The sequence below is a fragment of the Xanthomonas sp. WHRI 7064 genome, assembly GCF_040202355.2.
Taxonomy (GTDB): Bacteria; Pseudomonadota; Gammaproteobacteria; order Xanthomonadales; family Xanthomonadaceae; genus Xanthomonas; species Xanthomonas arboricola.
The window spans coordinates 4,401,642-4,413,455 of sequence record NZ_CP167821.1 but is presented as its reverse complement, the minus strand read 5'-3'; the positions used below and the strand labels follow the sequence as shown (position 1 = coordinate 4,413,455).

The following is an 11,814-nucleotide window of genomic DNA, read 5'->3' as shown; positions in this document are numbered from 1 at the left end:
CCAGGGCCAGTCCGAGATCGGCAGCACTGTCGGAGATGGTCGTTAGGCAAATATTAGTGCATGGCCCGCCAGGCCGTTACAGGCGGCCGGCAGCCCTGCCGTTGCGCAAGGCCCAGGGCCGCGCAGGCGCTAGCGCTGCAGGATGGCGCGCAATGCCGCTTCCAGGTGGACGTACTGGAACCGGAAGCCGGCATCCAGGGCGCGTTGCGGCAGCACGCGCTGGCTGACCAGCAGCAGCTCGGCCATCTCGCCAAAGCCCAGCCGCAGCAGGCTGGCAGGCAGCACCAGCAGTGCCGGGCGATGCAGCACGTGGGCCAGGGTGCGCGCGAACTCGGCATTGGTAACCGGGGTCGGCGCGGTGGCGTTGTAGGCGCCGGCCTGGCCGTGTTCCAGCAACCACAGCAGCAAGGCCACCATGTCGGCGCGGTGGATCCAGCTCATCCAGTGGCGGCCATCGCCGAACGGGCCGCCGCCGCCGAAGCGGAACGCCGGCAGCATGCGCGCCAGGGCGCCGCCGTCGCGGTCGAGCACGATACCGGTGCGCACCCAGCTCACGCGCGGGCCGAGCGCGGCGATCTTTGCCGCTTCGGCTTCCCAGTCGCGGCACAGCTGTGCAGAGAAATCGTCGCCTGCGTGGTCCGCCTCGGTCAGGACGCTGTCGCCACGCTCGCCGTAATAGCCCACCGCCGAGCCGGAAATCAGCACCGCCGGGCGCCGTTCGGCCGGCTGCTGCGCGATCCAGGCATGCAGCTGGCCGGTGATGCCCAGGCGCGATGCGCGGAAGCGCTGTTTGCGCGCATCGGTCCAGCGGCCGGCCGCCAGCGGCTCGCCCGCCAGATTGATGACCGCATCGGCCTGCACGCCGTCCAGCGTGTCCACCACGGTCATGCCGGGCAGGCGACGCGCTGCGCGCCGCAGGTCGCGGGTCAGCACGCTGACCTGGTGCCCGGCCTGCACGAGTGCCGGACACAAGGCCTCGCCGATGAAGCCGGTGCCGCCGGTGATGAGCAACTGCATGGGACATTCCTGCGCTGAATCGATGCGGCACGATAGGCCAGCGCTACCTGCTGCAAAGTGAAGTCGCTGCACACGCTGCGATGGCCGCGTGCGGCGCCAGGACGGCGGCCGCGCGGAGGGCGTGTCCGATCGGCAAGACCGGCAAGGCCCAAACGCCAACGCGCCGGACAGGCCGGCGCGTTGGGTGCTTGCAGACGCTGCAACGGGCTTAGCGCGAGGAGGACACCGCGTGGGCACGCTCGAAGTGCGCCGACACCACGCGCCGGCTTTCTTCCAGATGCTGCTTGACCGGCGCGCTTTCGGCGGCGGGCAGCAGTTCGGCGTCGATGATCTTGATGGTGTCGCCGTGGTCGCTGACCATCGTGCGCAGGAAGGCATTGCGGTAGGCGTCCTTGCCATCGGGCAGGGTCGCCGTCTTTGCCAGTGCGTCCACCGCTGCCTTGCCCTTGGCGCGCATTGCATCGGCACGCGGGCTGTCGGTGGCACCCAGTGCCTTGCTCTTTTCCAGGTTGGCTTCGTGGTCGTGCAGCAGCTGCTTGGCGAAGGTGTCGGTGGCACCACCCAGATCCTGGGAGATGGCCTGCTTGGCCAGCGCGATTTCGTTTTCATCCAGCGCCGCCAGCACGCCGAGCACGGCGGGATCGCCCTTGGCCAGTTCGGCAGCGCCGGTGCCGCTGACCGGTGCAGCAGTCGGCTCGGGCGATACTGCCGGCGCAGTCCGCGAGGCATCGCCGCCGGGGCGATCGCAGGCAGTCAGGGAGAGCACGGCAAGGAGCGATGTCGCGACAAGAAGGGATTTCATGGAGGTCCTAAAAGAATGCGGCCAATACTGCCGACGGTGAAATGCAAAGGAGCCGCTACGCGGCTCCGGTGATGCGTGGATCGGCGCCTGCCGGTCAGGCCAGCTGCGCCTGGGCGGCTGCGCCAAGGCCCAACGATCTGGCTGGCGTACGCACGCTCTCCTGTGCGGTGCGGCACACGCGCGCCATGCGTGCGGTGCGCTCGCGAATCAGCGCGTGTTCACTGGCCGGGGCACTGCCCAGCAAGCTGGCGACATGGAAGCCTAGGATGTCCTCCGCGCGGTCGCCCTGGTCGCTGACGATGTGCGGAACCAACCGCTCCAATCGCTCCAGCTCCTGCTGCACTTGATACGGGGTTTTCATGATGCTCTCCAATGAGTAACGGTCCTGCTCAATACGTGCTGCTCAACTATTGCGTGTGCCCAGCCGCTGCCAGCAATCGGTAGCCAACTGTTCGTAGTTGGACTGGGTGCTGGATGAGATGAAGTGATGCTCTAGGCGGTCGCGAAACAGGCGCAGACGTTCCTGATCGCTCGAACGCGGCGCCTGCAGGTAGATATCGCAGGCCATTTTCACCACCGGGGACAATTCGCTGAACTTGCCTGCACCCAGGTTGCCCTGCGCGTGCCGCGCCTGCCAATGCGCGATTTCGGCTTGTACATCGATGACGGATGGGTCTCTGCTCATGACTTCGCGTGGTCCGGGTTAAACAAACTTGACACGCAGGGTAACTGCGGCTGTGTCAACGAATGATCATCGAACCCGACTATTCAACGCACTGCAGTGGTGCGTGCTTAACTGGTCAGCTTGCATTTGCGCCTCTACACGCTACGTATGCAGGCAATGTCGCGCGTGGACTGCAGTTGTGATCGAAGCCGTAGCGTCATGCTGAGCCATAGTCAGCAATCGATTGCATTGGCCGAAATGTCGGCCATCGAGATGTGAGGTTTGCCATCGCGCATCGGCTGGTAGCTGCGTTGATGAGCGAGAAAACCGCTGCGCAATGCCGCAATTTACGGAAGATTCTGAATCGTTCCACACTTGTGTAACGTCTGATGCTTAGGATGTGGGATGACTTTAGGGAGATGAGAGTACTCAGGATGCAGGACAGCGAAAGCAGCCGTAAGCCGCAAGCCGCCAGCGGTACCTCCGAAGCACGCGTGTGGTGGCATGCCTTGGTGGAGCTACGAGGGGGACGTGTCGCCATCAGCTTGATCGTCGTCCTTGCGATCGTATTTGCGTTCTATCTGACGCTGAAATAAGCCGGTTCTCCTGGGCATCGCGTAGCGCTGCATCAATGCCTGCGTGCGTCTCAACTGTTTGAACAGGCCAGCAACGGCACGCGGCTCGACGCTGCGAGGGGAGACGTGATGGCGCACAAGCAGTACTGCCAGGTCGTGGGGCATGTCACGCGTCCGGTGCCCGAGTACGGCCACGAGCGCGCCACGCATGCCTGGGTCTGCGGCGAAATTGCGCGGTTGCTGGGCGTGCGCGGCGCGGGGCACGCCAGTGACTCCAATCATGCTGTCCCTGAGACGGTGTTTCATGTGCCCGATGAGACCTTGACCTCGGAACAGGCGCATGGACTCGGTATCGATGACGCGGCGGACCTGCTGGGCGGCATCGTGCCGCATGCCTTCCTGGCGACCAAGGTGATCGGCCACCCGCTGATTGGCGACCACGCAGCCAGCATCGCTGGATGGAACCAGGCACTGGCCACCGCGCTGGTCCCGGCAACACTTGCGGGCTATACGGTGTTTTCGCGCATCGATGCCCTGCGTGCATTGGAGATCCTGCTTCCGGATGGTGGTGTGCGACTCAAACTGCCGACCGGCGTGGGTGGCAATGGCCAATGGCGTATCGCCGGTGCAGCGCACCTCGCGCAGGTGCTGGATAGCTTGCCGGAGCACTATCTGGGCACGCATGGCGCGGTGCTGGAGCGCAATATCCTGCAGCCCGTGACGCACAGCGTGGGCGAGCTCTGCGTGGCTGGTGTCCAGATTGCCTATTACGGCACGCAATGCAGCGTGCGCAACATGCAGGATGAGGAGGTCTACGGCGGCTCGTCGCTGCATGTGTATCGCGGATCGCTCGAGGCACTGGCCATGACCGCGCTACCGTCGCTGCAACAGCGCGTGGTCGAGCAGGCCTGCAGATACGATCGATTCATCACCGCCGCCTATCCTGGGTTGCACATCTCGCGGCGCAACTACGACGTGGTCAGCGGCGACGATGGGCAGGCCGGTCCGGTCTGCGGTGTGCTGGAGCAATCCTGGCGCGTCGGCGGCGCGACACCGGCCGAGCTTGCCGCGATCTCCAGCTTTCAGGATGACGCCAACCTGCAGTGGGTGCACGCATCCACGCATGAGATCTATCAGGGCGAACCGCCCGCGGATGCGCAGATCTACTACCGCGCAGAGCGCGCCGGGCCGGGTCCACGCTTCAAATACAGGAGGGTATCCACCCCATAATGGAAGCCAAACTTTCCAGCATCCAGATCCCGGTCGACCAGGACGAACTCAGCGGCACCTTGCTGACGCCCACCGGCATTCCCGCGGTGTTGTTCGTCCACGGTTGGGGCGGCAGCCAGCATCACAGCCTGGTGCGTGCGCGCGAAGCGGTCGGCCTGGGCTGCATCTGCATGACCTTCGACCTGCGCGGTCACGAAGGCTATGCGTCGATGCGCCAGAGCGTGACACGCGCGCAGAACCTGGACGACATCAAGGCCGCCTACGATCAGCTGGCCGGCCTGCCGTATGTCGATCCGCAGTCAATCGCCGTGGTCGGGCTCAGTTACGGCGGCTATCTGTCGGCATTGCTGACGCGCGAGCGCCCGGTGGAATGGCTGGCGTTGCGTTCGCCCGCGCTCTACAAGGACGAGCACTGGGATCACCCCAAGGTCAGCCTCAACGCCGATCCGGAGCTGATGGAATACCGGCAACGCGTGTTGACCCCTGACGACAATATCGCCCTGGCGGCCTGTGCCGATTACAAGGGCGATGTACTGTTGGTGGAGGCACAACATGACGTGATCGTGCCGCATCCGGTGTTGCGTAACTACGCCAATGCCTTCGTCAATGCGCGCTCACTGAGCGCGCGCGTGATTGCCGGTGCCGACCATGCATTGAGCGTCAAGGAACACCAACAGGAATACACGCGCACGCTGATCGACTGGCTCACCGAAATGGTGGTCGGCCGGCGCATCGCCCTGGCCAAGGAAGTGGTGGCCGCGCGCAAGCAGAGGCTCAAGCAGCAGAGCGATGCGCCATCCTCGCCTGGGCAAGGCGCGAACGAGTTCCGTGGCGATATCCGCGCGGTGGAGAACAGCTCCAGCTGATCACGCGTTCGCCAAGGCGCCTCGTGCCTGATGGCGCTTTCGACAAAAAAGAACGGACCCCTCGGGCCCGTTCTTTTTCCAGCTTGAGCGTTGTTTAACGCCAGGCTGTCATGACTTAGACGCGCGGGTCGGTCGGATTACGACGTGCCGCCTCATCGTGATTCTCGGAATCGAAGGCTTCGCGCACTGCGTGCTTGGCCTTTTCCCAGCTCAGCCGCGAGTTGGACTTGAACCGGTCCCAGCCATCGCCCAGGTCGCGTTCCAGATGGTCGTCCCATTGGCGGCCGGCATGTTGCTGGCGCGCCTGCATGCCATAACGGTAGGCTGGACGATAATCGTCATAGGAATACTCGGCATCGCGATAGCTCGCGCTATCAAAGCGGCCCTCGTAATGCGTATCGCCCTCGCGATAGACGCTATGCGTGCGATCGGCGCGCTCCCAGGCATCGCGCGCGGCAAGGCGCGCTTCTTCCCATTCCAGCCGCGATTCGCCGCGATTGCGCGGCCATTCGCCGGCCAGGGTCGCTTCGGTTTCTTCCCAGGTGCTGGTGGGCCGCGTTTCGCGCGCCTGCAGGCCGAAGCCGTAAACGGTGGCGTAATCGCGGTCGTAATCGGTGCCTTCCTTGTAGTAAGGACGGTTCTGATGTTCCTGGCGCCAGTATTCGGTTTCCACCGTCGGGTCCAGGCGCTCGGCCACGCCCTTGCCTGCTGCAGCGCCGGCCACCACGCCCACCGCAGCGCCGATCAAGGTGCCCAGCGGGCCGAACACCGTGCCGGCCAGCGCGCCTGCGGCAGCGCCGCCTGCGATGCCGCCCACACCCACACCCACCGGATGCGAACCGGGTGCACCGGAGATCGGATCACGATTCAGATCCTGCGCTTCGGCCTTGCGTTCCTGCTTGTCGAGAGGGGTATCGTGGTTGCTCATGTCGTCTCCGGGGTGCCTGTAGGTGCGTCTGTCGAGACAGATCGCGAACGTGGCGCCACCTTGGACAGGGCGGAGTGAAACGCGTGTGCTTGGATGTGAGTAACGTCGCGACAAGACTGAACTGTGCATCTGTCGGTATGGATGAGGTTGCTGATGTCAGCTTGCAACATCGCGCTCCAAGCAAGTTCATCGTGCGGGTCGTTTATTACGCGTGACCTCGACTTATTAGTGTGGACGGATAATCTCGACCACGTCGTCAGCCGATAACGCCAAGCTTTTCTCCGCAAAGCGGTGGTCTGCAGAACGTGCGACCGTAGCGCGCTGCAGGTCGTTGAAATACCTCCCGATGCAAGCAGGCACTGCAGCTGTTGCAGCGATCACTATTTCTGGTTGTCTGTGCGAAACGCAGTACCTGCGGCCATGTCGATGCACGGGCGCTCGAATGACGCTCGACGCGGCAACGCAAGTGGACTGCGCCATCATGACCAAAAAGTCATTGACGCACTGACAGTGCAAACGTGCGATGCAATCCATACGCAGCCAGCCAGGCTGCAACACTCAACACTCAACACTCAACGATCAAGCGTCATAGATGAAAGCGGGGCAGGCACGCAGCTTCCAACGTCAAACCACGCTTACCCGCCGTGCGTGCCCAAGGTACGTGCGCCGGTCAATATCATGCGCAGCATCTGCGAGATCTGTTCGATCAATTCGGGGTCTTTTTCCGGCGGCGAGTCCATCGCCACCGCGCCCATTGCAAACACCAGCCGGGTGATCGCCTTGGACACCAATGCCGGTGCATGCAGCTTGGCGTTGTCGGCGGCGGCCAGGCGGATCAGATCCACCCGCAGCTCGTCTTCGAAATAGCTGAGCTCGCGCTCCACCGCCTGCTTGAATGCATCCGAGCCCACTGCGCCCTCGCGCAGCAGCACATGCAGCAACTTGTCGTCGGCGCGCAGCTGTTCCATGAAGGCCTCGACCGACACGCGGATGACGCTGCGGTCGGTGGAGGTGGCGCGCTGGCGGGCCTGGCCGATGATGGTACGCAACGAACGCCCGGCCAGATCGATCAAGGCCACCGCCAACTCGTCCATGTCACGGAACTGGCGATAGAAGCTGTTCGGCGCGATGCCGGCTTCGCGTGCCACCTCGCGCAGGCTCAGCGTGGACAGGCTGCGGTGCGGTCCGATCAGCGACAGCGCCGCGGCGATCAGGTCCTCGCGTGAAATCGCCGGCTTGCGCGACGGCGGCGCGTCTTGGGAAGGCAGGGCGATGGAGGTCATGAGGCGGCAGCCGGGCGTGGGCCTGAATCATAGCTCCTCTGATCGATATACAACTGTATACACGGCTGTGCATGCATGCGTATAGTGCAATCCATGAACCTGGCATCTCCTCCCAAGTCCAAGTCCCCGTTGCCGACGCGTCTGGCGCGCCGGCTGGTGTCGCCGCAGCTGTTCGACTTCTGGGCAACCCGGCTCAACCCGCTGTGGACGCTGGAACGGCCGATGGCCCGCCTGGTCGCGCGCACGGCGGCCAGCCGCGACGCGGTGACCCTGGTGCTGCGGCCCAATGGCCACTGGCAGGGCCTGCAGGCCGGCCAGCACGTGAGCCTGGGCGTGGAGATCGACGGCCGCCGCTTGCTGCGCAGCTACAGCCCGACCGTGCTGGCCGATGGCCGCCTGGCCATCACCGTCAAGGCGATCGAGGGCGGGCTGGTCAGCCGCTACCTGGCCGGCGCTGCGCCGATTGGGACGGTGGTGTCGCTGGATCCGGCCTTCGGCGACATGCTGCTGCCGACCACCCCGACGCCGCTGTTGTTGCTGGCGGCCGGCTCGGGCGTTACCCCGATGCGCGCGCTGCTGCAGGCCGCCGCGCAGGCCGGCATGCCGATGGACGTGGACCTGCTGTACTGGGTGCGCCAGCGCGACGAAGCCTGCTTCGTCGACGAATTCGAGGCGATGGCCGCCGCCCATCCGCGCTTGCGCGTACGGCTGCTGACCACCCGCGAAGGCGCCACGCCGGCGGCGCGCATCGATACCTATCCGTTGGAGCAGATTGCCGATCTCTCCAGCCGTCACGTCATGGTCTGTGGCCCGGGCGGTTTCGTGCAGGCGGCGCGTGCGCGCCTGCAGGGCCGCGTGGCCGCGTTGCAGGCCGAAGCCTTCAGCGTGCCGACGCTGGAAGACGGCGAAACCGGTGACGTGCAGGTTCAGCTGTCACGCAGCGGCCGTACGCTCAGCCTGCCGCGCGGCCAGTCGCTGCTGGAAGGGCTGGAAGCACAAGGCCTGCGCCCGAAATACGGCTGCCGCATGGGCATCTGCAACAGCTGCGCCTGCGCGCGCCAGTCCGGCACCACGCGCCACCTGTTGACCGGTGAGCGCAGCAACGAACCCACCGCACAGGTCCGCCTGTGCATCAGTGCCCCGAGCACTGACCTGATCCTGGATCTGTAAGGAATCTTCATGAGCCGAGTCCATAACCGCGCCCTGTCCGCTGCCGAACTGCAGTCCTTCGGCGACGAGCTCGATGCCATCCGCGCCCGCGTGCAGAGCCAGGTCGGCGCCGCCGATGCGCGTTACATCCGCCGCATCGTGGCGGCGGTGCGCTGGACCGGCGTGGCCGGTCGCGCGCTGCTGTTCCTGGGTGCGTTCGTGCACAGCGTGCTGATCCCGGCCTGGATCGCCGGCGTGGTGTTGCTGACCCTGTCCAAGATCCTGGAGAACATGGAGCTGGGCCACAACGTCATGCACGGCCAGTACGACTGGATGGGCGACCCGCAGCTCAACGGCAACACCTACGAGTGGGACATCGTTGCCACCGGCGACAACTGGCGCAAGACGCACAACTTCAAGCACCACACTTACACCAATGTGCGCGGCATGGACGACGACATCGGCTACGGCCTGCTGCGCATCTTCCCCGAGCAGCGCTGGCGCCCGTTCTACCTGCTGCAGCCGTTCGTGGCGGTGTTCTTTGCGCTGCTGTTCGAATGGGGCGTGGCCATCCAGGACCTGCGCCTGGGCCGCTGGTTCGCCGGCAAGATGAAGGCGGCCGAATTGCGCGCCTCGTTCCTGCCGGTCGGCCGCAAGATGGGCCGCCAGATGCTCAAGGACTACATCGTGTTCCCGCTGCTGGCCGGCCCGTTCTTCCTGACCGTGCTGCTGGGCAACCTGGCTGCCAACGTGCTGCGCAGCATCTGGACCTTCGTGATCATCTTCTGCGGCCACTTCACCGCTGATGCGGAAGTGTTCCCGAAGGAGTCGATCCGCAACGAGTCGCGCGGCCACTGGTATCTGCGTCAGCTGCGGGGTTCCTCGAACCTCACCGGCGGCAAGCTGATGAACGTGCTGTCGGGCAATCTGAGCCACCAGATCGAGCATCACTTCTACCCGGACCTGCCGGCCAATCGCTACGCGCAGATTGCGGTCGAGGTGAAGCAGGTCTGTGCGCGCTACGGCCAGCACTACAACACCGGCTCGCTGCCGCGTCAGTTCGGCCAGGTGATGTGGCGGATCGTGCGGCACGCGTTCCCGAGCCGGCCCAAGCCGGTACGCCGCCAACGCGAAGGCGCCTTGCAGAGCGCCTGATCGAAAGGGCCGCCATTGGCGGCCCTTTTTTTTTGGGGTGCAGTCAGTCCCTGCCGGATCGCCACACGAGATTGCGCCTTGCCGGGTGCTTAGCATCGGTGCTTGCGGCAGGGGGTGAACGCAAAGCGGTAGCGCCAGCTCGGGCAACACGCGTTCGGGCAATTTGAGCTTGCGTGCGGACGAGATCAGCACCTGCGCTGCGATTCGAGCATGCCGTGCGCACAACGTTTATTGCGGTGCCCGGATCGCCGTGGCTGTTGGTCGACTGCGCGTCCTGACGGTCCAGGTCAGCGCAGGGCGCCGTCCCGGCGCTGGTCAGTGCGCGACGCCACGCATCAGCGCGTGGTAGGCGATGAAGCCGGTGGCTGGCAGCGCGCGCGAGAACAGCCAGCCCTGCGCCAGATCCACGCCGTGTGCGCGCAGATAGTCCAGCTGCTCCTGCCGTTCCACCCCTTCGGCAATGGTGCGCAACTGCAGCGTCTTGGCCATGTCGATGATGTGCGAGGTCACCGCGCTGGTGGCCGAGTGGGTGCCGATGGTATCCACGAACGACTTGTCGATCTTCAGCGCGTCCAGCGGCAAGCCTTGCAGGTACTGCAGGCTCGAGTACCCGGTGCCGAAGTCGTCGATCGACACCGTGTGGCCGGCACCGCGCAGGTGGGTGATGGTGGTACGTGCCGCTTCGATGTCCATCAGGCTGCGTTCGGTCGCCTCCACCCACAACTGCCCGCTGTCCACGCTGGTGCCGTGCAGCGCCTGCGCAAGCACGGTCTGCACACGGCCGCTCTTGATGTCTTCGGCGGAGACATTGATAGCCACGTGCAGGGAGGGGTCGGTCGCCAGGGTGGGGCCGAGGTCGCGGATGACTTCGGCCACCACTAGGTCGGTGATCGGCAGGATCAAGCCGCTTTCTTCGGCCAGCGGGATGAAGGCATCGGGCGGGATCAGCACGCCATCGGGTTGCTGCCAGCGTACCAGCGCCTCGGCACCGACGCAGGCGCCGGTGTCCAGCGCGATGATCGGCTGGTAATGCACGACGAACTCGTTGCGCTGGACGGCGATTTCCAGCCGTGCCAGCGGCGACAACCGCCGCCGCGACACCCAGATCACCAGGCTGACCAACAGCAGCGCCAGCGCAATGCCGACCGGTACCACCTGCAGCCGCGCGGCCGCCAGCGGCCCGCGCAGATACGCCGCCGGCTCGGTGACGACCGCGGCCCAGTCGCCGCGGCGGTCGCGGCCGGACAACACCTGGCCATCTGCGTCGGTGCCGGATGCATCGGTCGGCGGTGCGATCAGCAGCCGCTCGGCGGCAGTGCCGGTGCTGCTCAGGATCTGCCCGTCCGGCGTGCCGATCGCCAGCTGCAGGCCGGGCGGCAAATTGATGTCGGTCAGCGTGGTCGGATTGATCAGGACGTTGTAGTCGCGCAGCTGCAAGGCCATCAGCGGGTGTTGCGGATTGGCCAGCGGACGCAGCCGCGTGGTGACCGCGATGCCGCGCTTGACCACGAAGTCGGCCGTGCTGTGGGCAACGGTCGCCGGCGATGGTCCCCACGAGGTGCAGCGCAACCGGCCCTGCTGCATGTATCCCAGTTCGACGATGTAGTGACTGGCCAGCACCAGCGCGCGCATCTGCCCCAGATGCGATTGGGAGCAGGGCTGCAGCTGCGACGCGGCCATGCTCAGGAGCGCACCATGCGCCTCGTCGAAGGCGGTGTCGGTGCGCCGGATCGACAGTGCCGCGAGCTGCGCGAGCTTACTTTCCTCGCGGTCCAGCGCAAGCCGCCATGCCAGGTAGTAGGACAGGCTGACCGGAAGCGTTGCGCACAGCACTACCAGCAACACGGTCAGACTGATGATGCGTTGACGCTTCACCTCACCACCCACATCTGCGTGGAGGCGTGCTCACGCACAACAGCCCGTGCAGAGCGGCGCTGACATGCATCGCCCCACGAATGGCGTGGCGTATTTGCGCCGCGCATGGACGTGCCGCGCGAGGACGCTAGAGACAGTGACGGTGGACTGATGAGGCTGCACGTCGCGAATGTACGACAGACGCGCGGGTTGCGCGCGTCCGCGGGGCGAAGCAGATGTGATTTTCTGCAAATGACGGTGCCGGCAGGTGTGGTAATCGGCCTCGTCAAT

The 11,814-nt window shown here is 65.2% G+C and carries 12 protein-coding genes; 4 read left to right on the top strand and 8 right to left on the bottom strand.

What is annotated here, in order from left to right; genetic code table 11:
• Window positions 1–129: 129 nt before the first annotated feature.
• From ABQY74_RS18770 to ABQY74_RS18750, 5 genes are all read right to left on the bottom strand, one after another.
• Entirely contained in the window at window positions 130–1,017 is an 888-nt protein-coding gene (locus tag ABQY74_RS18770) for a TIGR01777 family oxidoreductase (RefSeq protein ID WP_349794086.1), read from the bottom strand.
• 208 nt (window positions 1,018–1,225) lie between these two features.
• Window positions 1,226–1,819, bottom strand: coding sequence for a DUF4142 domain-containing protein (locus ABQY74_RS18765; protein ID WP_024939702.1), 594 nt, complete (start codon window positions 1,817–1,819; stop codon window positions 1,226–1,228).
• Window positions 1,820–1,913: 94 nt separating this feature from the next.
• On the bottom strand, window positions 1,914–2,180 hold the full coding sequence (locus tag ABQY74_RS18760) for a hypothetical protein (RefSeq protein WP_024939703.1): 267 nt from the start codon (window positions 2,178–2,180) through the stop codon (window positions 1,914–1,916).
• Window positions 2,181–2,222: 42 nt separating this feature from the next.
• Window positions 2,223–2,504: a hypothetical protein gene (locus ABQY74_RS18755; protein WP_016902660.1), complete on the bottom strand. Its 282-nt coding sequence runs from the start codon at window positions 2,502–2,504 to the stop codon at window positions 2,223–2,225.
• A gap of 497 nt (window positions 2,505–3,001) precedes the next feature.
• Window positions 3,002–3,223 (bottom strand): hypothetical protein, encoded by a 222-nt coding sequence (locus tag ABQY74_RS18750; protein WP_166769495.1) that lies wholly within the window; start codon window positions 3,221–3,223, stop codon window positions 3,002–3,004.
• Here ABQY74_RS18750 and ABQY74_RS18745 point away from each other — a divergent pair.
• Together ABQY74_RS18745 and ABQY74_RS18740 are read left to right on the top strand one after the other, a co-directional pair.
• A complete protein-coding gene (locus ABQY74_RS18745) occupies window positions 3,188–4,288 on the top strand; it encodes a DUF3182 family protein (RefSeq protein ID WP_349794089.1) in 1,101 nt (366 codons plus the stop codon). The two genes, ABQY74_RS18750 and ABQY74_RS18745, sit on opposite strands and share 36 nt — an antisense overlap.
• Window positions 4,288–5,154 carry an alpha/beta fold hydrolase gene (locus ABQY74_RS18740; protein ID WP_349794091.1) on the top strand — a complete coding sequence of 289 codons (867 nt, stop codon included), beginning with the start codon at window positions 4,288–4,290 and terminating at the stop codon, window positions 5,152–5,154. The genes ABQY74_RS18745 and ABQY74_RS18740 overlap by 1 nt, the downstream gene beginning before the upstream one ends.
• A 115-nt stretch (window positions 5,155–5,269) precedes the next feature.
• Here ABQY74_RS18740 and ABQY74_RS18735 read toward each other — a convergent pair whose 3' ends face one another.
• Together ABQY74_RS18735 and fabR are read right to left on the bottom strand one after the other, a co-directional pair.
• Window positions 5,270–6,082 (bottom strand): hypothetical protein, encoded by an 813-nt coding sequence (locus ABQY74_RS18735; RefSeq protein WP_016902664.1) that lies wholly within the window; start codon window positions 6,080–6,082, stop codon window positions 5,270–5,272.
• A 635-nt stretch (window positions 6,083–6,717) separates the two neighbouring features.
• Window positions 6,718–7,365 (bottom strand): HTH-type transcriptional repressor FabR, encoded by a 648-nt coding sequence (gene fabR / locus ABQY74_RS18730; protein WP_016902665.1) that lies wholly within the window; start codon window positions 7,363–7,365, stop codon window positions 6,718–6,720.
• Between the two features lie 93 nt (window positions 7,366–7,458).
• Between fabR and ABQY74_RS18725 the strand changes: the two genes are divergently transcribed.
• Both ABQY74_RS18725 and ABQY74_RS18720 read left to right on the top strand, forming a co-directional pair.
• Window positions 7,459–8,535 carry a ferredoxin reductase gene (locus ABQY74_RS18725; RefSeq protein WP_349794093.1) on the top strand — a complete coding sequence of 359 codons (1,077 nt, stop codon included), beginning with the start codon at window positions 7,459–7,461 and terminating at the stop codon, window positions 8,533–8,535.
• 9 nt (window positions 8,536–8,544) lie between these two features.
• On the top strand, window positions 8,545–9,669 hold the full coding sequence (locus ABQY74_RS18720; RefSeq protein ID WP_024939708.1) for an acyl-CoA desaturase: 1,125 nt from the start codon (window positions 8,545–8,547) through the stop codon (window positions 9,667–9,669).
• Window positions 9,670–9,984: 315 nt separating this feature from the next.
• Here the strand turns inward: ABQY74_RS18720 and ABQY74_RS18715 are convergent, their stop codons facing one another.
• The gene (locus ABQY74_RS18715; protein ID WP_104571139.1) at window positions 9,985–11,544 is read right to left on the bottom strand and encodes an EAL domain-containing protein; all 1,560 of its coding nucleotides are present in this window, start codon (window positions 11,542–11,544) and stop codon (window positions 9,985–9,987) included.
• Between the last annotated feature and the right edge of the window lie 270 nt (window positions 11,545–11,814).